The 22,476-nt window shown below is 48.7% G+C and carries 23 protein-coding genes; 10 read left to right on the plus strand and 13 right to left on the minus strand.

Annotation, left to right across the window (positions count from 1 at the left end):
• Nucleotides 1-56: 56 nt before the first annotated feature.
• Nucleotides 57-1,301 (plus strand): MFS transporter, encoded by a 1,245-nt coding sequence (locus KNQ05_RS05920; protein ID WP_214805067.1) that lies wholly within the window; start codon nucleotides 57-59, stop codon nucleotides 1,299-1,301.
• A 53-nt stretch (nucleotides 1,302-1,354) separates the two neighbouring features.
• Here the strand turns inward: KNQ05_RS05920 and KNQ05_RS05925 are convergent, their stop codons facing one another.
• From KNQ05_RS05925 to licT, 5 genes are all read right to left on the minus strand, one after another.
• The gene (locus KNQ05_RS05925; protein ID WP_214804707.1) at nucleotides 1,355-2,443 is read right to left on the minus strand and encodes a flavin monoamine oxidase family protein; all 1,089 of its coding nucleotides are present in this window, start codon (nucleotides 2,441-2,443) and stop codon (nucleotides 1,355-1,357) included.
• Nucleotides 2,444-2,518: 75 nt separating this feature from the next.
• A complete protein-coding gene (locus KNQ05_RS05930; protein ID WP_214804709.1) occupies nucleotides 2,519-2,881 on the minus strand; it encodes a hypothetical protein in 363 nt (120 codons plus the stop codon).
• 147 nt (nucleotides 2,882-3,028) lie between these two features.
• Complete coding sequence (locus tag KNQ05_RS05935; RefSeq protein WP_214804711.1) at nucleotides 3,029-4,480, minus strand: glycoside hydrolase family 1 protein; 1,452 nt, start codon at nucleotides 4,478-4,480, stop codon at nucleotides 3,029-3,031.
• A gap of 17 nt (nucleotides 4,481-4,497) precedes the next feature.
• Nucleotides 4,498-6,333: a beta-glucoside-specific PTS transporter subunit IIABC gene (locus tag KNQ05_RS05940; RefSeq protein WP_214804713.1), complete on the minus strand. Its 1,836-nt coding sequence runs from the start codon at nucleotides 6,331-6,333 to the stop codon at nucleotides 4,498-4,500.
• Between the two features lie 107 nt (nucleotides 6,334-6,440).
• Nucleotides 6,441-7,292: a BglG family transcription antiterminator LicT gene (licT, locus tag KNQ05_RS05945; protein WP_214801500.1), complete on the minus strand. Its 852-nt coding sequence runs from the start codon at nucleotides 7,290-7,292 to the stop codon at nucleotides 6,441-6,443.
• A 280-nt stretch (nucleotides 7,293-7,572) separates the two neighbouring features.
• Between licT and KNQ05_RS05950 the strand changes: the two genes are divergently transcribed.
• Together KNQ05_RS05950 and KNQ05_RS05955 are read left to right on the plus strand one after the other, a co-directional pair.
• Complete coding sequence (locus KNQ05_RS05950) at nucleotides 7,573-8,160, plus strand: TetR/AcrR family transcriptional regulator (protein WP_353049615.1); 588 nt, start codon at nucleotides 7,573-7,575, stop codon at nucleotides 8,158-8,160.
• A gap of 30 nt (nucleotides 8,161-8,190) precedes the next feature.
• Entirely contained in the window at nucleotides 8,191-9,378 is a 1,188-nt protein-coding gene (locus tag KNQ05_RS05955; RefSeq protein ID WP_214769333.1) for an MFS transporter, read from the plus strand.
• Between the two features lie 50 nt (nucleotides 9,379-9,428).
• On the opposite strand, the gene KNQ05_RS05960 is transcribed toward KNQ05_RS05955, so the two are convergent.
• Nucleotides 9,429-9,608 (minus strand): DUF2171 domain-containing protein, encoded by a 180-nt coding sequence (locus KNQ05_RS05960; protein ID WP_214765909.1) that lies wholly within the window; start codon nucleotides 9,606-9,608, stop codon nucleotides 9,429-9,431.
• 196 nt (nucleotides 9,609-9,804) lie between these two features.
• Here KNQ05_RS05960 and KNQ05_RS05965 point away from each other — a divergent pair, with 196 nt between their 5' ends.
• Together KNQ05_RS05965 and KNQ05_RS05970 are read left to right on the plus strand one after the other, a co-directional pair.
• Complete coding sequence (locus KNQ05_RS05965) at nucleotides 9,805-10,014, plus strand: helix-turn-helix transcriptional regulator (RefSeq protein ID WP_214769335.1); 210 nt, start codon at nucleotides 9,805-9,807, stop codon at nucleotides 10,012-10,014.
• Nucleotides 10,011-10,487, plus strand: coding sequence for a DUF2178 domain-containing protein (locus KNQ05_RS05970; protein ID WP_088837008.1), 477 nt, complete (start codon nucleotides 10,011-10,013; stop codon nucleotides 10,485-10,487). The genes KNQ05_RS05965 and KNQ05_RS05970 overlap by 4 nt, the downstream gene beginning before the upstream one ends.
• Nucleotides 10,488-10,499: 12 nt before the next feature.
• Here the strand turns inward: KNQ05_RS05970 and KNQ05_RS05975 are convergent, their stop codons facing one another.
• A complete protein-coding gene (locus KNQ05_RS05975) occupies nucleotides 10,500-10,916 on the minus strand; it encodes a GNAT family N-acetyltransferase (RefSeq protein ID WP_214804715.1) in 417 nt (138 codons plus the stop codon).
• 152 nt (nucleotides 10,917-11,068) lie between these two features.
• On the opposite strand from KNQ05_RS05975, the gene KNQ05_RS05980 reads away from it, so the two are divergent.
• The 3 genes from KNQ05_RS05980 (at nucleotide 11,069) to KNQ05_RS05990 (ending at nucleotide 13,823) form a co-directional block, all read left to right on the plus strand.
• Nucleotides 11,069-11,605, plus strand: coding sequence for a GNAT family N-acetyltransferase (locus KNQ05_RS05980; protein ID WP_251132436.1), 537 nt, complete (start codon nucleotides 11,069-11,071; stop codon nucleotides 11,603-11,605).
• A gap of 209 nt (nucleotides 11,606-11,814) precedes the next feature.
• Entirely contained in the window at nucleotides 11,815-13,173 is a 1,359-nt protein-coding gene (locus KNQ05_RS05985) for an alkaline phosphatase (protein WP_214769343.1), read from the plus strand.
• 11 nt (nucleotides 13,174-13,184) lie between these two features.
• Complete coding sequence (locus tag KNQ05_RS05990) at nucleotides 13,185-13,823, plus strand: DUF4352 domain-containing protein (RefSeq protein ID WP_214765901.1); 639 nt, start codon at nucleotides 13,185-13,187, stop codon at nucleotides 13,821-13,823.
• 375 nt (nucleotides 13,824-14,198) lie between these two features.
• On the opposite strand, the gene KNQ05_RS05995 is transcribed toward KNQ05_RS05990, so the two are convergent.
• The 5 genes from KNQ05_RS05995 to KNQ05_RS06015 form a co-directional block, all read right to left on the minus strand.
• Nucleotides 14,199-15,863 carry an FAD-dependent oxidoreductase gene (locus KNQ05_RS05995; RefSeq protein ID WP_214804719.1) on the minus strand — a complete coding sequence of 555 codons (1,665 nt, stop codon included), beginning with the start codon at nucleotides 15,861-15,863 and terminating at the stop codon, nucleotides 14,199-14,201.
• Between the two features lie 12 nt (nucleotides 15,864-15,875).
• The gene (locus tag KNQ05_RS06000) at nucleotides 15,876-17,180 is read right to left on the minus strand and encodes an arsenic transporter (protein ID WP_088838476.1); all 1,305 of its coding nucleotides are present in this window, start codon (nucleotides 17,178-17,180) and stop codon (nucleotides 15,876-15,878) included.
• A 94-nt stretch (nucleotides 17,181-17,274) separates the two neighbouring features.
• Nucleotides 17,275-17,583 (minus strand): ArsR/SmtB family transcription factor, encoded by a 309-nt coding sequence (locus KNQ05_RS06005; RefSeq protein ID WP_214765897.1) that lies wholly within the window; start codon nucleotides 17,581-17,583, stop codon nucleotides 17,275-17,277.
• Between the two features lie 94 nt (nucleotides 17,584-17,677).
• Complete coding sequence (locus KNQ05_RS06010) at nucleotides 17,678-17,920, minus strand: hypothetical protein (RefSeq protein ID WP_029333604.1); 243 nt, start codon at nucleotides 17,918-17,920, stop codon at nucleotides 17,678-17,680.
• The gene (locus KNQ05_RS06015) at nucleotides 17,917-18,465 is read right to left on the minus strand and encodes a GNAT family N-acetyltransferase (protein WP_214801486.1); all 549 of its coding nucleotides are present in this window, start codon (nucleotides 18,463-18,465) and stop codon (nucleotides 17,917-17,919) included. Before KNQ05_RS06015 ends, KNQ05_RS06010 begins: the two co-directional genes overlap by 4 nt.
• A 405-nt stretch (nucleotides 18,466-18,870) precedes the next feature.
• Here KNQ05_RS06015 and KNQ05_RS06020 point away from each other — a divergent pair, with 405 nt between their 5' ends.
• On the plus strand, nucleotides 18,871-19,455 hold the full coding sequence (locus tag KNQ05_RS06020; protein ID WP_214804721.1) for a VanZ family protein: 585 nt from the start codon (nucleotides 18,871-18,873) through the stop codon (nucleotides 19,453-19,455).
• Between the two features lie 87 nt (nucleotides 19,456-19,542).
• Here KNQ05_RS06020 and KNQ05_RS06025 read toward each other — a convergent pair whose 3' ends face one another.
• Nucleotides 19,543-21,249 (minus strand): methyl-accepting chemotaxis protein, encoded by a 1,707-nt coding sequence (locus KNQ05_RS06025; RefSeq protein ID WP_214804723.1) that lies wholly within the window; start codon nucleotides 21,247-21,249, stop codon nucleotides 19,543-19,545.
• A gap of 165 nt (nucleotides 21,250-21,414) precedes the next feature.
• Between KNQ05_RS06025 and KNQ05_RS06030 the strand changes: the two genes are divergently transcribed.
• Entirely contained in the window at nucleotides 21,415-22,467 is a 1,053-nt protein-coding gene (locus KNQ05_RS06030; RefSeq protein WP_214804725.1) for a C45 family autoproteolytic acyltransferase/hydrolase, read from the plus strand.
• Nucleotides 22,468-22,476 lie beyond the last annotated feature (9 nt).

Genomic DNA, 22,476 nt, shown 5'->3' on the forward strand with positions numbered 1-22,476 from the left:
TTGTCAAATTAAATTGACCGGTCAAAATAATAAATAAACTGGAGGTTTTACGCATGATTGAACTTTTGAAAAACCGTAATTTCATATTTTTACTGTCCGGTCGACTCGTGACGAATATCGGAGACAGTCTTTATTACATCGCCGCGATGTGGCTTGTCCATGACATTGGACAGAGTGCATTTTATACAGGGCTCGCCGGGTTTCTGATTTTATCACCAAAAGCCCTGCAATTTCTTGCGGGTCCGCTGGTCGACCGCTGGAGAATCAAAACGACGTTAATCGTCACCCAAGTCGTGCAGTCGATTTTGATTTTGCTCATTCCACTTGCTTACCTGCTCGATTTTTTAAGCATTGCTTTAATTTTATCCGTCATGCCACTCCTCGCCTGCGTCGAAGAGTTTGCCTATCCGACGCAAACTAAAGCCCTCCCCTTGTTTCTAAAAGAAAAAGAACTGCTGCAAGGAAATTCACTTTTTGCATTTGCTTATCAAGGCGTTGATCTTGTCTTCAATTCATTGGCAGGATTAGCAATTGCCTTCTTTGGTGCCATCACGATGTTTTTCGTCGATTCAGTGACATTCGCACTCGCCGCGATGTTTTTCTCATTCCTCAACATGGATTTTGTAAAAACGCCAACACCAAAAACGCAACACTCCTTAAAACTCACCTTCACGGACTATATCGATGATTTAAAAGACGGCTTCGTTGTCGTCTTCACGTCATTACTTTGGGTCTTTCTGATTGGTTCGTCTGTCGCAAATTTTGCGATTGGGATGACGGTTGCCGTCCTTCCTGTCTTCGCGGATCAAATCGGCGGTGTACAAACATACGGTATTCTGTTAGCCGCTATGTCAGCGGGTTCGTTGCTCGGTGCACTCCTCGGTTCGACCCTCGGAAAACTGCGCGTCGGCATCGTCACAAGTGTTTGCTTTTTAGTCGGATCCATCTGCTGGGTATTTGCCGGGTGGCTCTCAAGTCCACTGGTTACACCGATTTTATTTGGTATCGCCTGGATTCCAATCGGTGCCGTAAATGTTTTGTTTGCCGGTGTTACGCAAACCATCATCCCGAACCAAATACTCGGGCGCGTGAATTCAGTCGCGTATAGCTTAGGAATTGCCGCGATGCCGATCGGTTCGTTACTAGGTGGATATGTCGCGACCTTTATCGATCCTCACTTCATTTTCATGTTCGCCGGACTCGGTATTTCGTTGATTGCATGTGTTTGGTTCTTCCATCCCAATCTCCGAAAGTTACCACAGGTGGAACAAATGACTGCTTCGACTTTTAAAATCAGTTAAAAACGCCCCCGATCGTCGAGGACGTTCATGATTAACATTGTGCGCGTCACAAATCACCCATGCCGCATCGTCCATTCAGCGACGACCCGCTTCGCCGACCGGAGCGCCCCTTCGACATGGCCACCAAACGCACTATCCGTTTCCGTTCCGGCAAGATAAAGTTGGCCTTGCCAGTTCGCGTCGACTGCGATGGGCCGATACTGCGGAAATTCCGTTAACGGACGGGCATCTGCAGGCGTCGCCGTATCAAGGTCTTGCGCCCAGTCATAATAGAACACTTCCCGCGGATGACGGGCTGCTTCGCCGTACATCGTGATAAGTTGCTCGAGTATGCAGGCTTTAACCGCTTCCGTCCCGAGTGACTGACGCTCTTCTGCCGTCAGCCGTAGGAAACCGAACAAGGCACCCGGTCCGCGCTGCGGTGATGCATCATGAATTTCCTGCATGGCGCCGACCCAGCTCATCCCAAACCCGGACAGACCCGCTTCGCGCCAAAACGGCGTGTCATAGACGACAAGTGCTTTTGCTTGTCCGGCCATCCAGGTCGGGGTCGTTTGCAGTTTCTCCCGCGTCGTCTCGGAAAACGGCGGTTCGATTGCGACTCGCTCGACAAGACGGGGTGGAAGGGCAACCACGACACTATCATACGTTTCTGAAGTCGTCCGTCCGTCTTTGATTGACGTAACGATTACTTGCTGTCCCGTCCGCTCAAGTTTCGTGACGCGTGACTGTAAGCGGAGCGATGCCGCCGGGAGTTGTGACGCAATCGCTGTCACGAGTGCTTCCATTCCTCCCGCTAACCGTTTCGACGGGACGATACTGTCCGGTGCCAGCAGATGATGTTCGATGGCTCCTGCTTGCCGTTCGAGTACCATCGCGCCCGTCGTGTGTTGTTCATATGCCGTCAGGCCGAGTTCGGCGACAAGATCCGTGATGACCGTTTCCGTATCCGGCCAGTACCATGTCGGTCCGAGGTCAAAGCGGTCTGCCTCGTCTCCATGCGTACCCGCCACGCTTACAATACGTCCGCCGATCCGGTCCCGTGCTTCATAGACGGTGACCGCTTGTCCCATCTGCTGTAAAAGCGATGCTGTATAAAGCCCGCTGACGCCTGCTCCGATGATTGCGATGGATTGTGTCATCTTGATTCTCCTTTGCTACGAACGGACGAATTGCTCCTGTCCTTACTTATTGTAGCAAGTGTACCTTGTTCCGACTCAATCCTCCAAACGCTCGAACTCGACTAAACGGACAGGCTTAACATATACTTCCTCGTCGAACGTCGTCAGCGAAACGAATGTCTCGCCTTTGCGATAGAGAATTTTAGCTCCTTCTTGATTCACTTTCTTCCAGCCGTCACGATTCAAGCGTGCTGCATACAGGAGTCCCGGTCCGTCTGTTTCTGAAGCAAGTTGCGTCGCGTAGTGTTGCCCGTTCGCACCCGTTTGCTCCGTCGCAAAGCGCGGGATCGGGAACGAACTGACAGATGTACCTTCTTTGAACAATAGGGATATCACCCCGTAATACGTTCCTCCTAGTAGAATTATGATCAAGATAACCGATAGTACTTTTTTATACATTTTGCATCCTCCCATTTTTACCCATCTATATCCATTATCTCCAACCCCTTATCTTTTTACCATCTTTTTAAAGTCTAATTTTTTGAACATTTCATTCGAAAAAAAGGAAAGACCTGACTTCGCTTAGCGAAATCAGGTCTTTTCTTTTTATGAACGCGTTGAAATTGAATCTTTGTACAAAGCTTGTCCGTTCGTCGCAATCACTTCCTGATACCAGAAAAATGAATCCTTCCGCGAGCGGTCGAAAGTACCGGACCCGTCATCCTGCTTATCGACGTAGATAAAGCCGTACCGTTTGCTGTACTCGCCGGTCGAAGCACTGACTAAATCAATGCATCCCCAACTTGTATAGCCCATGACCTCGACGCCGTCCTCCATCGCTTCAACCATTGCTTGAAGATGTGCTTTAAGATAATCAATCCGGTATTCGTCATGAATTGCACCGTCTGCTTCCACCTTATCGTAAGCACCGAGTCCATTTTCGACGATGAACAGCGGTTTTTGGTAGCGGTCGTGCAGCTTATTTAAAATGATCCGCAGTCCACCCGGGTCGATTTCCCAGCCCCAGTCACTCGCTTTCAAATAAGGGTTTTTGACACCGTTCATGATATTTCCGGCTGTCATGTCTGTCGTTTTATCAGCCTTTTCCGTCCGTGACATATAATAACTGAGAGAGAAGAAATCAACCGTGTATTCTTTTAAGATTGCCGCATCCGTTTCTTCCTGTTTAAGTTCAATCCCGTTCTCGGCAAAGAAACGTTTCGCGAATGCCGGATACTCGCCGCGGACATGGACGTCGCCGCAGAAGTAATTCATCATCCGCTCTTCATCGAGTGCAACTTGGATATCTGCTGGATTGGAACTATACGGGTAAACTGGTGCTGCGATTAACATGCATCCGATTTTCATTGACGGGTCGACTTCCCGTGCTGCTTTCGTCGCAAGACTACTCGCAACGAGCTGGTGATGTAACCCTTGGTATGTCGTTTGAAGATGGTTTTCTTCATCCTGTAATGCGACACCGAGGCTGAGCATCGGCATGAACTGCGCCCCGTTGATTTCGTTAAACGTCAACCAGTATTTCACTTTTCCTTGATAACGCTCAAACAGAACCCGGCTGTATCGTTCAAAGAATGTTACAAGACGGCGATCGCGCCATCCGCCGTATGCTGTCGCCAAATGTCTTGGCAACTCATAATGCGAAATCGTCACAAGTGGTTCGATCTCCTGGGCAATCAATTCATCGATGACACGGTCGTAAAACGCGAGACCTTCCTCATTCGGCTCTGTCTCGTCGCCGTTCGGGAAAATGCGTGACCAGGCAATCGACATCCGGAAGGTCTTAAAACCCATTTCTTTAAATAAGGCGATATCCTCTTTGTACCGGTGATAAAAATCGACACCTTCATGGTTTGGGTACGTGTATTGCTCATGTAATTCAAAGTCAAATGCCGCATCATGAATCAACTGCATCCGTTGTTTCCCGCCTGGCATCACATCGGCGATTGACAACCTTTTACCCCCTTGATCAAATCCGCCTTCAACTTGATTGGCGGCAGTAGCGCCACCCCATAAAAAGTCTGCTGGTACATTCTTCATTTTCCTTTACCCCTCTCTTATACTAAGATACGTAACACGTCACGTGACGGTTCAACCGATCCGACATACGTCGGAAGAACATCCAAATAGCTGGCTGTGTTTGTCACGATGACCGGCGTGATGATGTCATATCCCGCTTGCTCGATTTCTTTTAAGTCAAACGCGATCAACCGATCTCCTGCTTTAATGTTCTGTCCACTCGAGACGAACGATTCGAAATGCTGTCCGTTCAACTGGACCGTATCGAGTCCGATATGAATCAGGATTTCGACACCTGTATCTGAACGTAAACCAATCGCGTGCATCGATTGATAAACAGTCACGACTTCACCATCGAACGGAGCGTAAACGACTCCTTCGTTCGGAATGATTGCCACACCTTTGCCCATCGCGCCACTCGAAAAGACTTCGTCATTGACTGACTCCAGAGAAATGATTTCGCCTTTGATTGGCGCGAGGACGGGTAACCCGACTTCTTTTGATAAAGATGGTGTTGTTTCAGTCGTTGCGATCTCTTCCTTCGTCAGGAAGTACGTCAAACTGAAAGCAACCGCCGTCGCCACGAACAAACCGATGAAGGCACCCCAAAACGAGAGGTCAACACCACTTTGAGGAATCATGACTGGCACAGCGAATATGCCAAGTCCGCCCATCGTGTAAGAAGCTGTACCTAGTGCACCCCCAACAAGTCCACCTGCTGCTCCACCGATGACACCAAAGATAAACGGCTTTTTCCGCGGCAGCGTCAAGCCGTACATCGCAGGCTCCGTGATTCCGAAGACACCGGCAATCGTTGAAGATGTACCGAGTCCCTTCGTCTTCTTATCTTTCGTTTTAACAGTAATCGCGAGGACGGCACCGACCTGACCGAACGTTGCCATCAGTACACCGACGCTGATCGTATCAAACCCGATGACGGTAATGTTATTGATGAGAATTGGTACAAGACCCCAGTGCAATCCGAACATGACGAAGATTTGCCAAAACGCTCCGATGAAAGCGATCGCGAGGACTGGACTTAGGTTGTAAATGAACGAGTAAGCACCCGCTAGTCCTTGACTCGCGTACGTCGCAAGTGGTCCGATTGCGAGGAACGTCAACGGGACAACGATTAAGAGCGCGAGCATTGGCGTCGTAAAGTTGCGGACGGCCTCATGCGAATGTTGATTAAAGAACTTCTCGAGTTTCGCTGATACATAGGTCGCTAGGATAATCGGAATGACGGACGATGCGTAACTCATCAAGACGACCGGAACCGTCAAGAAACTGAGTGCTTCACCTGATGCCTGCAAGGCGACCATCGAAGGGTAAACGAGCGCTCCCCCGATGACCATCCCGATATAAGGATTCCCACCGAACTTTTTGGCAGCTGAATGACCTAAAATGATGGGCAGGAAGTAAAAGAGCGCGTCTGCTGTCGCATTGAGGACGATGTATGTCCCCATGTCTTGCGTCAACAGTCCAAGGGCAACTAAAATCGCCAGTAAGCCTTTCAGTAAACCGCTCCCTGCCATCGGTCCTAAAATCGGCGTGAAGATTCCGGCAATCGTATCGATCAGCCGGTTGAACACCGTCGTTTTTTCACCGTCATCAACCGTCGTTTCAAAACCACCAATCGCGACTACGTCTTGATAGACTTCACTGACATTGTTTCCGATGACGACTTGAAATTGTCCGCCACTTTTGACGACAGTAATGACACCGTCCTGTTGCTTGAGCTGTTCAGCGTCAGCCGCTTGCTCATCTTTTAGCTTGAACCGTAAACGCGTCGCACAATGAAACACACTTTTTACGTTGTCTTGTCCGCCAATCAATCGTACGATGTCTTTTGCTAACGCTTGATATTTTCCCATTCGTCTCACTCCCGGTTTAAATAATAGGATAAAAAAAACCTAAACCACTACAAGTAACACCATACTTGTAGTCATTTAGGTTTGGCCTGCATCATCAGTAACCATCCTTAGGATTGACTTTGTTTCATTAAGTTTTCGATGTGAATCATCAAATATAATCGTTCATCCGTCGAAACATGATAGTCGTATTTCGCTTCAATTAAATTCGCTATTTTCAATACACATTCAGCAGCTGCAGGGTACCGATTTTTGACCATTTCGAACAGTGTTTCATCGCCCCCCGCCTTCAAGGCTGCTTTAGAAACGATTCGTTGCACAAAGTACTTTAAATGAGTTAAAAAGCGGGAATAAGCATGTGCTTCTTCATCGAGTTCGACTTGAAAGTGATAGGTGATGATGGTCAAAATCGCTTGTGTCGCCTTCGTCATTTCCGTGACGACGTGTAAGCTCTCTCCTTTTACGCCAAGCATCGAGGCATTGACGAGATGAAGCGCAATCGCGACTGCCTCATCTTCATCGAGCTTGACATGATGCCGCTCATTGATCAGGTGAACGGCTTGTTTGCCAATCGAAAACTCTGGTCCGTAAAAACGTTTGACTTCCCAAACCAGAGGGTTTCGAATGATGATTCCTTCCGCATACCGTTCGAGGGAATAGTGAATATGATCGGCCAGCGTTACGTAAATCGTGTCATGCAACTCGTTGTTCAATTGATGCTCTGCTACCTTAACGATTTCTTTGACAGTCTCGATTTCGTCTTGTGGCATCTGATTCAAAAAATCGATGAATCGTTCCTGTGTTTCCTTACTTTCAAGTGTAAAAATTTTTTCGATACGATTCTCTTCAATCGTATCCCCAGTCCGTTTTTGGAACGCAATCCCGCGTCCCATCACAACATGTTCCTGCCCTTTTGATTCAATCGATACAACGTTGTTATTAAACACTTTTACGATCTGCATGGAATCCATCACCTCCACCCACAGTCTGATGAAAAGAAAAAACCTAAATTCATATCCATTGCCGCAACACGCAACAGATATCAATTTAGGTTTTGCCTGCTTGACCAGTAACAACCCTAACGGTTTATTCTTTTCGTAATTAGAATACAATTTCTTGAAGACTGCGTCAAGAAAAAGTTAAGCGTTTTCATTTTAGGTAAATATTTTTTTAAAACACAGTCCTTTTAAATCCCATACATTGATGATATAGTCATTTTGTAAACTAACGACCGTTAGGAAGGTGAATGATTTGAAAGCTGCACAATTAATCCCGACCGCTTTGCGTCACTTCGCGACTCATGGTTACGAAGGGGCCTCCTTAAACGACATCGCCCAGGAAGTCGGTATCAAGAAACCATCCATCTATGCCCACTATTCCGGAAAAGACGATCTCTTTTTGAAGACGATGGCGTACGCGCTCGGTGAACAGAAAAAACACCTCGCGTCCTACTTCGTCGAGACACGGCAGTTGCCGCTCGAAGCATCGCTAAAAGGATTTTTCGACTGGTTCATCGAGGAAAGCAACCAAAACGACCAAATGAAGTTCATCCTTCGCATCGCGTACTTCCCGCCCGTCAAACTGGAGCATGAAGTGACAGCGTTGATCAATCCGTTTTTCGATTCGATCCATCGTCACCTTGCACGCTTATTTCGCGAACGCGACCGGACGGAGCAGATTCTCTACTCCGAAGACTATACGAGCGGCGCACTCGCCTATTTGACGGTTGCGGAAGGAACGATGACAGAACTCGTCTATAACGGGATTGACGCCTACCAACAACGACTCACTGCCGTCTGGCCGATTTTTTGGCGCGGACTCGTCCGTTAAGAAGTCAAATCAGAAACTGAGGTTCAAATCATGCAAAACAACAAACTCATTTTAGGTACACTTTTACTCAATCTGTTCATCGCCTTTTTAGGGATCGGACTCGTCATTCCCGTCACCCCGACGATCATGAATGAATTGAACATCTCCGGCTCGACGGTCGGCTATATGGTGTCGGCGTTCGCCTTTGCCCAACTGATTCTCTCGCCGCTTGCCGGACGCGCCGTCGACAAGTATGGACGAAAGCCGATGATCATCATCGGCTTGTTCATCTTCAGCATGTCGGAACTGTTATTCGGTCTCGGACAGACGGTCGAAGTCCTGTTCGCTTCGCGCATCCTAGGGGGAGTCAGTGCCGCCTTCATCATGCCGGCCGTGACGGCGTTCATCGCCGACATCACGACGAATGAGACGCGTCCGAAGGCGCTCGGCTATATGTCGGCCGCCATTTCGACCGGCTTCATAATCGGACCGGGGATCGGCGGCTTTCTCGCTGACATCGGGACACGGGTTCCGTTTTTCTTTGCCGCGACGTTCGGGATGATTGCGATGATTTTGTCTGTCTTCACGTTACGTGAACCGGAACGTCATTATGCCGATGCGCCGACTGTCAAACAAGCGGCCGGCTTCTCAAAAGTCTTTTCCCCCCTCTATTTCGTCGCTTTTTTGGTCCTGTTGATTTCGTCATTCGGTCTCGCCTCGTTCGAATCGCTGTTCGCCCTGTTCGTCGACCGGAAGTTCGGCTTCACGGCGAAGGACATCGCTCTCGCGATTTCCCTCGGAGCGATTGTCGGTGTCATCGTCCAAGTCGGCCTGTTCGACCGCTTGACGCGGTGGTTCGGTGAGATCCGCCTGATCCGTTACAGCTTAATCGTCTCGACCGCCCTCGTCCTCGTCATGACGTACGTGACGAGTTACTTCGCAATCATCCTTGTGACGATGGTCGTCTTCGTCGGATTCGACTTGATGCGTCCTGCCGTCACGACCTATCTGTCAAAGATTGCCGGCGATGAACAAGGTTTCGTCGGCGGAATGAACTCGATGTTTACGAGTGTCGGGAACATCCTCGGACCGATTGCGGGTGGACTCCTGTTTGATGTCAATCTCAACTACCCGTTTTATTTCGCGACGATCGTCCTGACGGTCGGCATCATCTTGACGTTCTTTTGGCGTCAACCGAAACTGTCGGTCGACTCGGGCGCAACGAAACTGTCATCGTGAACATGAAGAAGCGTTCCCCTGAACTAAGGGAGACGCTTCTTTTTAATGCATTAAGATGATTGCTGATAACTAGTATTCGATAAATTATCTTCGACTGATCTGACCCACTCGACCGGGACATATAATGATTTTGCAATGGCTTCATCCGTTTTTCCAAGCTTCCGTAACGTTTTGACGATGCGCATGCGGCGTGCGAGCTCCCTTTGATCCGGAATACATTCAGGCAACATTTAATTCCCCCCCTTTTTCTGTCCCGATGCCGTCGAAGTGATAAAGTACATATTACCCGAATTTTGTCAGACTATTCTGTTTTAGTCAGACTCCGCGAATTTTCGATAAATGAGACGAAAAAATAAAAAGTATAGTTCACTTTACAAAATGTAAAACGAACTATACAATATGTTCATGAAAGAAAGGAGTGTCCCGATGAAACTTTCGAATCGCGTCAAAGCATTACGGCGCCAAACGGACTGGACGCAAGAACAATTCGCTGACTTGATCGGCGTCACGCGCCAGACCGTCATCTCACTCGAAAAAGGAAGCTATACCCCGTCCTTGTTACTGGCGATGCACATCGCCCGGATCTTTGACCGACCAATCGAAGACATCTTTTATTTGGAGGAGGAATCACTTTGAAACGTGTCATCATTCAATCGAGCTTAAACATTTGTCTGTTCTATCTGTTAGCTGCTTTCGTCAGTTCTGTACACGATCAACTTGAAGTGTTTAACGATGATCCCGTCCGCGGTACCGGATTCAACATCACATTGGAACTTCCGCTTGTTCTTCCGATGATACTCATCGCTGTTTTACTAACCGTTATGGGGTATCTGACTCGGACCAACAAAAAAAGTACGTTTTCCGAATGGTCCGTCGGGATGACTGAATTTTCCGATCAGGACGAGCGCGAGGAAGTCATCACAGGTAAGGCGACACGTGTTGCCTATTCAACATTTTTGTCCACACTCCCTGTCCTGATGATTCCGTTTTTATTTTACGTCCAACTCGTTGAAGGTTTTCCGAACTTTCCCTTCTACGCCATCGCGACCGTCTTATCGCTCGGCACACTGTCCTATCTGATTGCTTGGATTTATTATTACAAGAAATAAGGATCAACTCATTTAAAGTAATTTTTTATAGAAGTATTGTGTCATCCCTTCGACCGGATGATCGTCTAAACGCCCGTATTCGACGTACCCGTTTTTTTCATAGAAGCCGGGTGCCTGAAAACTGAACGTGTCGAGGATGACTTTGCTGCAGGCACGTTCGTTGGCATAGGCTTCGACCATACTCAATAATTTGCTGCCGTATCCGCCGCCTTTGACGGACTCGTCGAGCCACAAGAAAGAGACGTGGACGTGGTTCCAGCTGTATTCACCTGTCAATCCGCCTTTAATCTCGCCACCTTCCTTTAAAAGAAAACAGATTTGTTCCGTCTCATGTTGAACCGCTAGCGGAACTTTCGTTTTGTTGAAGCCGATCAATTGTTCGCGAATGTATTCGCGGTCCTCCGTTGAACCCTGTTGTATCTCTAACATCTCTATCCATCCTTTCCAATCTGTTTCTAGTCTATCATGTGTCGATCTAGACAATCTTCGTTTGTCTTAATGGAAATACTTTACATTTTTAAATTATTTATGGCATTCTTAAGGGGGACGATTTTGATTTTACTAGTTTGGAGGCGAATATGATGGATCCAATTGACGCGAACATTCAATCTGTTACGTACACGATTCGTCCGGCAGAGCCTACGGATGCACGACAGCTTGCTTTACTGCGCGCGAGACTCGATGCAGAAACGGATCACTTTGACCGATTCCCGGGCGAAGACGTACTTGATGAAAAGGGATTTCTGCAATTGATTCAGCATGAGACCGGTATTCCCCACTCCCTGCTCGTCGCTGAAGTGGATCGACAACTCGTCGGTTATGCCCGCTGTGTCGGTTTCCCCTTGCGTCGGTTCGCACATAAAGCCGACTTCGGCGTCGGGGTCGTCCGTGACTGTTGGGGGCAAGGCATCGGGCGGGCTCTCTTACAGACGACACTTGACTGGGCACGGTCGGTCGAACTGCAAAAGATTCAATTGACCGTCGTCGAGACGAATCAAGGGGCCGTTCGTTTATATCAGACAACCGGGTTTCAAGTCGAAGGACGACTCAAGCACGACCGACTGCTTGCGGACGGCTTGTATTATGATACGATTTTGATGGGCTTACTCCTCGTTTAACACGCTTCACACTAACTAGCCGGCGACTTCGCTGACTAGTTTTTTCATATTTTTGTTTCGTAAGACATGCCAACTCCTTTTTCATAGCTCCTTGTCATTACTTCTTCATAATTGTTTACATTTTTCTCATATTCCGTTCATATTCCTTCAGTAGGATGATGAATGTAGGCAATACATACTGTTCTTTAAATGACCAAGGAGGAATTATCATGAAACTGAAACGACTGATCCCGATTCTCGCCCTATCAACCTTATCGCTCAGCACGATGGTATCGACACCGGATGCCGATGCCAAAAGCAAATACAAGAAGACGCCGGAAATCCGCAACGTCATCTTTTTAATCGGTGACGGGATGGGTGTTTCCTATACGTCGGCGCACCGCTACTTAAAAAATGATCCGACGACGACCGTCGCCGAAAAAACAGCCTTCGACCAGTATCTCGTCGGTCAGCAAATGACCTATCCGGAAGATCCGGCACAAAACATCACCGACTCTGCCTCTGCCGCAACCGCGATGTCTTCCGGCGTCAAGACGTATAACGCAGCGATTGCCGTCGACAATGATAAGTCTGAAGTCAAGACCGTCCTTGAAGCGGCGAAAGAACGCGGTAAGTCGACGGGACTCGTCGCGACGTCAGAAATCACCCATGCGACACCGGCTTCGTTCGGCGCTCATGACGAAAATCGGAAAAACATGAACGCGATCGCAGATGATTACTTTAAGGAACGGATTAACGGGAAACATAAGATTGATGTTTTACTCGGCGGCGGCAAATCCAACTTCATCCGTCCGGATGTCGATTTGACGAAAGCATTCAAAAAAGACGGTTACGGATACGTGACGGATCTTGACGAATTAAATGCCGACCGCAACAAACAAGTCCTCGGTCTGTTTGCCGATGGCGGTTTAGCAAAACGGATCGACCGCGAAAATAGCGTTCCCTCATTGGAGCAAATGACGAATGCGGCGATTAAACGACTCGATACGAACAAAAAAGGCTTCTTCCTGATGGTCGAAGGGAGTCAAATCGACTGGGCCGGACATGATAATGACATCGTCAGCGCGATGAGTGAAATGGAAGATTTCGAACGGGCGTTTAAAGCGGCAATCGCCTTTGCGAAAAAGGACAAGCATACGCTCGTCGTCGCGACGGCCGATCATTCGACAGGCGGCTATTCAATCGGGGCAGACGGAATTTATAACTGGTTCGCCGAGCCGATTAAAGCAGCAAAGAAAACACCCGACTTCATGGCTGAAAAAATCGTTTCCGGCGCCGATGTCCGCAAGACCTTGACGACGTACATCGATCAACAAAAATTGGCTTTGACGGAAGAGGAATTCACTTCGGTCGAACGAGCTGCTGCCTCTAAGAACGTGACAGACGTCGATAACGCGATTGAAGAAATCTTCAATCAACGGTCGCACACGGGTTGGACGACGGGCGGACATACGGGAGAAGACGTTCCCGTCTATGCCTATGGACCGGCTAAAGACCGGTTTGCCGGACAAGTCGACAATACGGATCACGCCAAAATCATTTTTGATCTCTTGAAAAAGAATAAATAAGGAGGTCCACCATGAAGCGACTCCTGCTCTCGATCACGCTTGGAACCATCCTTGCCGGATGTAGTGATTCTTCAGCTGATCTGCCGGCACCACCCGTCACACACACCTCCGTCGCACTTGAAAAGACGGACGTCTATGTGCCGAACCCGCAATTGCCGGACGACCGGATGTTGACGAAACGGAATCAGACGGTTCGTGACGATAAAGGTGAATTGACGTTACAACAAATCCAGTCCGTCAAACAAACTCACTCGATTGGACCGATTGACATGACAATCGAGGAAGTAAAAGTTATTCAGACCCGTCCGAGTTACGCGATGATTGATTTCTTTCACGGCTTCACCCATGAAGAAGCATTCGATATGGTGAAGATCCGCGTCACGGTTACGAATACGAGCAAGCAACCGGTCACGTTCAATCCGGTTGCTCATGTAAAAATCAATCAATCGACAGAAAAAACAATTGATGATGACCTGTACCTCGAAGCATTGGCCGGGACATATGAGCCATCGGAACAGCGCAGCGGCAACCTTGGTTTTATCACGGAACGTCCCGTTGAAAAACTGGAGTTTTTGACGAGTGACGTCCTTGATGCGCAGCAGCAGGTCATTAAAAAAGGTCAACCTTTCACAGTGACGCTACACGATTAATTCAACAGACAAGACAAAGAACCACGTTCCGCTAGTCGGAACGTGGTTCTTGTACGTTAAACAAATTTTATGGAGAATAAAAACGCTACATCGGATAGTGCTCTAAACTATCTGTATGCCTGCTCTCCTCAATCATCACATAAATCGCGTCGTGTTTCGGTGACTCCTGCGGGAAAAAGCGCGTGATCAACGCGCTGCTAAGAGGCAGGCAAGACCCTGCTCCTTGTCCGTGAGGATCAAGGAGCAACGGCTTGCGCCTCACCCGAGGAAAGCAACGAAAAACAACGACGCGTATTACCGAACATGACTTTTCCTATACATTGAAAGCCACGCCCCGACTAGCGGAGCGTGATTCTTATTTATCCGGTTCTCCGCTTATTTCTTAGAAAAACAATGCTTCAGGTGCTGATAGTTCGTATTTCCACCGGACAAGTTACAGACATCCGTAAACCCGAGATTCTTGAGCACGTTTTGCGCTGCATTGCCGGTGACGCCTTTATTACAATAGACGACCGTCGGGATGGATGGATCGAGTTCCGCAGCCCGCGTCCGCAGTTCGCCGAGTGGGATATGAACCGCGCCGTCGACATGATTCTTCTCGAACTGTTTTTTCGACCGCGTATCGATGATTTGAATCGCCTCTTCCGCCGCCGTTTGCTCGATTAATGTTTCCGGTGTCACTAAGCGGGCCGTCTTCTTAATCGCATTATCAAGCGCCATCCCTGTGTAGAGGACAGGATCTTTTGTCGTCGAGAACGGCGGGGCATAGGCAAGATCGAGGTGGAATAAGTCTTCCGCCTTCGCCTTGAACGTGATTGCCGTCGCGAGGACATCAATCCGTTTGTCGACGCCTTGCGGTCCAACGATCTGTGCGCCGAGGACCCGTCCTGTTTTTCGGTCAGCAATCGCTTTGATGACCATATCCTTTCCGCCCATATACTCAGGACGGTCCGGTTTAATGTTGTGTAAAATCTCAATATCGAATCCGGCGGCAAGGGCTTCTTTTTCCGTCAAGCCAGTTTGGGCGACCGTCAAATCGAATGCCTTGAAAATCCCCGTCCCGAGAATGCCGCGATGTGCTGCCTCTTCCCCGGTGATGACCATCCCGGCAATCCGACCCATCTTGTTCGCTGTAGAACCGAGCGGCCGATAAATCGCTTCGCCCGTAATGACGGAAAAGCTCTCTGCGACGTCACCGACGGCATAGACGTCTTTCACGTTCGTCTGCATTTGCGGATTGACGGCAATCGCCCCCGTCTGACCGAGTGTGACGCCGATTTGCGTCGCCAGTTCCGTGTTCGGTTTGACGCCGACCGAGAGGATGACGAAATCCGTCGCAATTGATTTTCCGCTCGCGAGTTCGACTTGCTCTACTTTGCCTTCGCCCGTCAATGCCGTGACCGATTCATTTAACAACAGCCGGACCCCTTTACTTTCAAGATGATCGCCGACACGTGACGCCATATCAAAATCAAGCGGCGGCATGACTTGCGGTAGTCGTTCGACGAGCGTGACGGCAATGCCGCGGTACGTCAACTGTTCCGCCATCTCAAGTCCGATGAATCCGCCACCGACAATCGTGACCGTCTTCGGATCGTGTTGCTCGATGTACGTACGGATCGCTCCCGCGTTCTGGACGTTCCGGACGGAAAAGACGTTTGGTGCATCAACACCGGGAAATGGAGGAATGATGCTTGACGCACCTGTCGCGAGGACCAGCGTATCGTACGTATCCTCGAAGCGTTCACCCGTTACGCCATTTAAGATGGTCGCCGTCTTCGTCTGATGATTAATTGATTCGACTTCATGTCGGGTCTTGACGTCGATATTGTAACGTTTTTTAAAGAATGCCGCGTCCCGTGGTGTCAAGGTATCGATGTCTTCGATCTCGCCACCGACGAAGTACGGGATGCCGCAACCCGAGTACGAGATGTCTTGATCGCGGTCATAAATCGTAATTTGTAATGATTCGTCGTTCCGACGGGCTTTTGCGCCGACCGATGTTCCGGCAGCAACTGAACCGATGATGAGTAGTTTCATGAATAATCCCCCTTAGTAAAGTAACAAGCTGATGTAAAGACCGAGTAAGGTGATCGCAAGCGTCGGAACCGTTAAAATCGTTCCAATCTTAACGTATTGTCCCCACCCAATTTTAACACCTTTTGTCCGTAAGACGTGTAACCAAAGTAACGTCGCAAGACTCCCGATCGGCGTGATTTTCGGACCTAAGTCGGAGCCGATGACATTGGCATAAATCAAGGCCTCCCGGATCGATCCTGTTGCCTGACTGAGATCGATCGCGAGTGCATCAATCATCACGGTCGGCATGTTATTCATGATTGATGACAAAATGGCAGCGAGGAAGCCCATCCCGAACGTCGCAGCGGCGAGATTTGTCGCAAACCCATCGATGATGTCCGCTAAAAATTGCGTCAGACCGGCATTTTGCAGACCGTAAACGACGATGTACATCCCGAGTGAGAAGAAGACGATTGCCCATGGTGCACCGGCGATGACTTGTTTCGTCGGGACACTTGGTGAACGGCGGGCCATCAGTAAGAAGAACAAGGCGATGACGCCGGCAACGAGACTGACGGGAATCCCGATAAGATCACTCGTGAAGTAACCGACGACAAGCAGCACGAGGACCACCCATGATAATTTGAACATTCGCTGATCTTTGATCGCCGCGCGTGGTGCGACGAGTTGTGTCACGTCATAAGTCTTCGGAATACTCTTACGGAAGTAAAGATAAAGTACGAGTAAACTCCCGGAAACTGCAAAGACGTTGACGAACACCATCCGCGCCGCATAGTCCGTAAAGCCGATGTCAAAGAAGTCGGCCGAGACGATGTTGACGAGGTTCGAAACGACGAACGGCAGACTTGCCGTATCGGCGATGAAGCCGGACGCGAAGACATACGCGAGGACGACATAATCCGGTAACTTTAAGTGCCGGACCATCGCGAGGACGATTGGTGTCAAAATCAACGCGGCGCCGTCATTTGCGAACAAGGCAGCGACCCCTGCACCAAGCAGCGTCATGTAAATGAACAATTTCAATCCGCCGCCTTTGGCGATTCGTGCCATATGTAAGGCGGCCCATTCAAAGAATCCGATTTCGTCTAAAATCAGCGAGATGATGATCAGCGCGATAAAGGTAAAGGTCGCGTTCCAGATGATGCCCCAAACGGTCGCGACATCGTCAAGATTGACGACGCCGGTCAGCAAGGCGATGATGGCCATCCCGATCGCCGAATAACCGATCCCGAGACCTTTTGGTTGTTTGATGATTAAAAATAACGTGATTAAAAAGATTCCAATCGCAAGTACGTGTGTTCCAGTCAAAATCGTCACTTCATTTCTATAAAAAATTTTAATTTCAGCAACTTCACATAACAACCTTGTTATATAAGGACGCTGTCGACCAACCGAAAAGTGACCTTTCCGGTCAGCACATATTTCCTTCCGTCAAGGACGGTCGTTCAAGTGTTGCTAAAATCGTCACGAGCAATGCATAGTGTGAATGGTCCGGATTAAGCCGAAAATGAATCCACTGACGATCGCGTCGTTCTAAGATGATGTGCGCTTGCCGTAATAATTTCAAATGCCGGCTGATTGCCGGCTGGGATATGCCATACACATCGACGAAATCACAGACACAGTGTTCACGCTCTTGCAGGCGATTCAACATATCAAGCCGGATTCCGTCACTCAGCAATTTCAAATAGGCACTGACTGTTTCGACGTCTGTGTTCAATGGCCCCTCGCCTCCTCCTCTTTTCCTATGCCACGTGTTCTAACATAAACAGTCTATTATATAACTAACTCGTTATTCAATGATTTTTAAAAGATTATTTTTTGTTCTGTGTAAAGGATGTGAACGCCGGTAGATTGACGACCAAAAAATAAAGCGCGAATGCAATCAAAAAGAATACGGTGAAGGACAACAATTTTTCATCATGTAAAAACAATGTCCGGTCGATGTGCAGGTGCCCGGTTTTATCAATCGCGACCGGCATCGTCACCAGTGTTAAAAAAATACCGCCCATCAGGAAAAGTCCAAGTATGTTGAAATACCGTTGTGGTGTTTTCATGATTGCACCACCCAGTCCGGTTGAATTATCGAAAACAAACACCCATCATGCGAACGTCCACCTTGATAGAGATAACCCCGCAGTTTGCCTTCTTGAACGAACCCTTGTTTTTCGAGGAGATGGATTGACGCGACATTATCCGGGAAGGTGACGGCTCCGACACGGAATAAATCAAGTTCTTCAAACGCATACCGCAAAATTACCCGGACCGCTTCCGATGTATAGCCTTTCCCCCAATAAGTGGGACTTAATTCGAAACCGATTTCTGTTTTCTTGCTGTATTCACTCAAGTGATTAAAGCCAATCGTCCCGATGAACGCTCCGGTTTCCTTGTCGACCATCCCCCAGCGGATGCCGCGTCTTGTTTTATAAGTGTCGTCAAACGACTTGACGATCATGGTTCCCTGTTCGGCGGACGTCAACGGGTCCATCCCGTAAAAGCGCGTCACTGCCTCGTCCGATAAGATTTCAAATAATGCTTCCGCATGATCGGGTGTTACTTCGACGAGCTGTAATCGCTCCGTTTGTAAAACGGGAAAAGTCATATTCATTCCTCCGATTTTTCATTTACTGTCCTTAAAAGCATATTACGGCACTCCCATTCAAAATCCCTGCTTTTTCCACAAAAACAATGTTAATTCCTAATAATGAAAGACGAACGGGTTTTTGTTGTGTTATCCTATTTTTGGTCTTTTATTCCCAATTCACAGATTCAATAGTCTAGGAGGTAGATGTGTTTGAATACAAAACTAGCATTCATCTTATGCCTCATGCTTGTAGCTGGATTTCGCGTCATCCATCTGTTTGATTTGCCTTATTGGATGTAGCAATTCTATGGTGTGTTTTATCTTATCACGACAGGAATCATCGCATTCATGTTATGGAAACAAAAAAAAGCGAAACGCGTCCAACCTTAAGGGCGACAATTTATCTATGTAAAGGAGCATCATATGCCATCCATCTCATTTCCCGTTTTCACCCTGCTCGGACTACTCGGATTATTGATGTATGCCGGATTTGATTTCAGAAGACAGGCATTTAATCACTTAGGCAAACGAAGTATCATGTACAGCTTTCTCGTGTACGCGATTGTCGTCGTCCACTTGACAATCGGTTTCGTTTATTTCCCTCCGCAAGCAGGATCAATCGATATTCAGTTGCGCCCTTTCCATTTTATTAACGATTGGATGCTTGCAGGACAGCAAGGCAATTGGTTCTTTTGGAATTCAGTAAAGTTGACTGCTTATAACTTCCTTTTGTTCCTGCCGCTCGGCGTCTATCTTGTCTTCCTTTTCAAAATACGGTTCACAACAGGGTTGCTGCTCCTTTTTCTGACGAGCTTTGTGATTGAGACGCTGCAATTTGTCTTCAGTTATGTCGGTCTGCTGTTCCGTCGTACCTTCAACGTCGATGATTTATTGCTCAATACACTCGGTGGCGCGCTTGGTATGTTCGTCGCTTACATGGCTGTCCGATTCATTCTGACGAAGCCAAACCAGTTCCCGAAGCAAACGGATAAAACTAAAATTTCGTAACCAATAAAAACGACGGATGCCTTTCGCTGTAATAGCGTCGCATCCGTCGTTTTTGTATGATCTTATCTTTCACGATCCGAAATCGATTCAAACTTGAAACCGGTCCGCTAGTCCTTTTAAATCCTCTGCCATCGTCGCAAGCGACTGCGAGGCCGATGAAATTTCCTGCATCGATGCCATCTGTTCTTCCGTCGACGCTGAAATATTCTCCGTTCCGGCAGCAGCACTTTCCGTGACGCCCTGGATTTCCCGCATGACAGCCGCGATTTGTTCGCTGCCCGCTGCCATTTCCTGAACAGCACCGGATACTTCTTCGACTTGATCGGTCACGTCGACGATCGAGCGCTCGATTTCCTTGAACGAATCACTCGCTGCTGCGACGACGTGAATCCCGCTCGTCATCTCGCCTGATACCTTCTCCATCGAGACGACGGAATGTTCCGTCTCCCGCTGAATGACTTGAATCAATCCTTCGATTTGCTTCGCCGCAACCGCCGATTGTTCGGCGAGCGCCTTGACTTCTGCTGCGACGACGGCGAATCCGCGCCCTTGCTCCCCGGCACGTGCCGCTTCAATCGCTGCATTTAAGGCAAGTAAGTTCGTTTGCGCGGCGATGCCCGTGATCGACGCCGTAATCTGCCCGATTTCTTTTGAGCGACCACCGAGTCCGACGATGACGTGTCCAAGTTCCGTGACGTCCGTATTGATTTGTTCCATTTGTCGGCCGAGTTTGTCGACGACTTGACTGCCTTGCTCGACTTTCCCCATCGCGTCGCCGGTCACGTCAGACATCTGTTGCGCATTCCGCGCGACTTGGCGGATGCCGGACGTCAATTCCTCGACCGTTCGTGACGCGCCCGAGACTTGACCCAGTTGTCGTGTCGATCCGCTCGCGATTTCTTCCATTGTCACGGCGACGAGTTCCGTCGCTTTCGTCGTCGCTTCCGCGTTCGCACTCAGTTCGTCCGATGCTTTCGCGACGTGGTTCGACGTGCCCGTCATCTCGACGATGACATGATGCAACTGTTCCGTCATCGTATTGAACGATGCCGTCAATTGTCCAAGTTCATCTTTTGAATTGTAATCACCACGTACCGTCAAATCACCATCACCCGACTGTTCCATCCAGCCTTGGAGTGAACGGATCGGTCGCGTGATTAAGCGAATGATGTAAATCGCTAAAATCGCAAACAAAAGCAACGATCCGATGAAAATTGCCGACATTAAGTAAAAGGCTGTCTGTTTCTCTGCCTGATTTTGTTCGTTGATCGACTTCGCTTGATTCGTCATCGATTTCATCAAGCTTGCTGCCGTATCAGCGACTTGATCACGAACTTGTTCGAGACCTGTCGCGTATGTTTCGTAAGCCTCTTCTTTACTCCCTTCAATCGCTAAACTTTGAATCGTACTGAGTCCATTGTCGTAGGCGATGACAAGATCATTCAATTCCACGAGTTGTTTTCTTTCACGGGCACCAATGTTCGCCGTCCGCTCAAATTTAGTAATCGATGTCCGGATTTGTGCTTGACGTTGATCGATTTGTCCCTCCAGTTCTTCGAGACGTGCCGGATCTTTCGTCAACATCATCTCGGCGAGGAACGAATCGAGCGCCCGGGTATCAATCCGAATCTGTCCGACTTCTTGAACCGGGATTAAGTTTTCTTCGTACATCGCTTCAGATGCATTGGCCATGTGATTTAAAAAGTAGATACTTGCACTCGTAATCAGGACCATCGCGACGATTGCCGTCGCAATCAACATTTGAATCTTTCTTCGTACCGTCAAATTTTTCATCCATCTTCCCCCTCCCTTTTCTATATCGGTAAAATGAAGCGATGTTTGACTCTTTTTACGGAATTTTTCCAATCCATGATGTGTTACCGCCAATGCGTCGGCTACGACTTTTGTGGAGTCGTTCGGTATAATCGACAGTACGAGAAGCAGAAAGGATGAGTCGTCATGCAACAGGTCGCTAATGAAATCACCCAGTTTCGCGGCACCCACTACGAGTTCGGTCGCGAACAAGGACGGTACGTCAAACAAAATGAATTACTCCATAACCGGGAAGACAACTGGAAGATTCGGGTTCCACGCTTTCAGGTCGACCCGTTCGAAACAAAAGAAATGTTCTTACGGTATGTCCCGCACATGTGGGATGAAATCCTCGGACTCCAAGATGAACTTGAACTGTCGCTTGCGGACACATTGCTTCACTTTGGTCATTACCGCGTCGAAGGTCCGAAAAGCGGCTGTTCGATCATGACGGGCGATAATTTTTTAGTCCGCAATTATGATTATCATCCGATGACCTACGACGGACGGTTTTCCGTTTTCCAACCGACGGACGGCGGTTCTGCCATCATCGGTCCCGCGTCACGCGTGACCGGTCGGATGGACGGGATGAACGAACACGGTCTTGCGATGGGCTACAACTTCATCAACCGGCGACGTCCCGGAGACGGATTCGTCAGTTTCATGATTGGCCGGATCATCCTCGAAACGTGTACATCGGTCGAAGACGCGATTTCGCTCGTCAAGGAATTGCCGCACCGCGGTTCTTTCACCTACGTCGTTCACGATAAGTCGGCGCGCTCGTTCGTCATCGAAGCGACGGCACGCGACATCGAGGTCCGGGAGACGAATCTCTGTACGAACCACTTTGATTTACTGCAACACGAAAACCGGTTCCATCTCGATGACTCGAAACGACGGATGATGGAAATGAAGTCGCACCAGCACTTGATTCAAGATGCGGAGTCTGCCTTCCGTCTGCTCAACGATACCGATAAAGGGGTCTTTTCCGAGCTTTACTCCCACTGGGCCGGAACGATTCATACGTCGGCGTACTTTCCGGAGGACTTGAAGGTCTGGTTCGCGCTCGGTGGTGACCAAGAGCCGGTCGAGTTCGATTTCCGCGACTGGTTGGCCGGGAACGACTTTGCTCTGAAACGCATCGAAGGAGAACTTGAGACCGACATCCAGTTCGCGAACACGTTACAGACGTGGCGCTGAACGAATTCA

Source organism: Exiguobacterium sp. s125, assembly GCF_018618605.1.
GTDB classification, from domain to species: domain Bacteria; phylum Bacillota; class Bacilli; order Exiguobacteriales; family Exiguobacteriaceae; genus Exiguobacterium_A; species Exiguobacterium_A oxidotolerans.

What these genes read in the sequence shown, in the direction of transcription:
- KNQ05_RS05925 (WP_214804707.1), bottom strand. Translation starts at nt 2,443, where the DNA reads ATGACACAATCCATCGCAATCATCGGAGCAGGCGTCAGCGGGCTTTAT.
- KNQ05_RS05930 (WP_214804709.1), bottom strand. Translation starts at nt 2,881, where the DNA reads ATGTATAAAAAAGTACTATCGGTTATCTTGATCATAATTCTACTAGGA.
- KNQ05_RS05935 (WP_214804711.1), bottom strand. Translation starts at nt 4,480, where the DNA reads ATGAAGAATGTACCAGCAGACTTTTTATGGGGTGGCGCTACTGCCGCC.
- KNQ05_RS05940 (WP_214804713.1), bottom strand. Translation starts at nt 6,333, where the DNA reads ATGGGAAAATATCAAGCGTTAGCAAAAGACATCGTACGATTGATTGGC.
- licT (WP_214801500.1), bottom strand. Translation starts at nt 7,292, where the DNA reads ATGCAGATCGTAAAAGTGTTTAATAACAACGTTGTATCGATTGAATCA.
- KNQ05_RS05955 (WP_214769333.1), top strand. Translation starts at nt 8,191, where the DNA reads ATGCAAAACAACAAACTCATTTTAGGTACACTTTTACTCAATCTGTTC.
- KNQ05_RS05960 (WP_214765909.1), bottom strand. Translation starts at nt 9,608, where the DNA reads ATGTTGCCTGAATGTATTCCGGATCAAAGGGAGCTCGCACGCCGCATG.
- KNQ05_RS05965 (WP_214769335.1), top strand. Translation starts at nt 9,805, where the DNA reads ATGAAACTTTCGAATCGCGTCAAAGCATTACGGCGCCAAACGGACTGG.
- KNQ05_RS05975 (WP_214804715.1), bottom strand. Translation starts at nt 10,916, where the DNA reads ATGTTAGAGATACAACAGGGTTCAACGGAGGACCGCGAATACATTCGC.
- KNQ05_RS05980 (WP_251132436.1), top strand. Translation starts at nt 11,069, where the DNA reads ATGGATCCAATTGACGCGAACATTCAATCTGTTACGTACACGATTCGT.
- KNQ05_RS05985 (WP_214769343.1), top strand. Translation starts at nt 11,815, where the DNA reads ATGAAACTGAAACGACTGATCCCGATTCTCGCCCTATCAACCTTATCG.
- KNQ05_RS05990 (WP_214765901.1), top strand. Translation starts at nt 13,185, where the DNA reads ATGAAGCGACTCCTGCTCTCGATCACGCTTGGAACCATCCTTGCCGGA.
- KNQ05_RS05995 (WP_214804719.1), bottom strand. Translation starts at nt 15,863, where the DNA reads ATGAAACTACTCATCATCGGTTCAGTTGCTGCCGGAACATCGGTCGGC.
- KNQ05_RS06010 (WP_029333604.1), bottom strand. Translation starts at nt 17,920, where the DNA reads ATGAAAACACCACAACGGTATTTCAACATACTTGGACTTTTCCTGATG.
- KNQ05_RS06015 (WP_214801486.1), bottom strand. Translation starts at nt 18,465, where the DNA reads ATGACTTTTCCCGTTTTACAAACGGAGCGATTACAGCTCGTCGAAGTA.
- KNQ05_RS06020 (WP_214804721.1), top strand. Translation starts at nt 18,871, where the DNA reads ATGCCATCCATCTCATTTCCCGTTTTCACCCTGCTCGGACTACTCGGA.
- KNQ05_RS06025 (WP_214804723.1), bottom strand. Translation starts at nt 21,249, where the DNA reads ATGAAAAATTTGACGGTACGAAGAAAGATTCAAATGTTGATTGCGACG.
- KNQ05_RS06030 (WP_214804725.1), top strand. Translation starts at nt 21,415, where the DNA reads ATGCAACAGGTCGCTAATGAAATCACCCAGTTTCGCGGCACCCACTAC.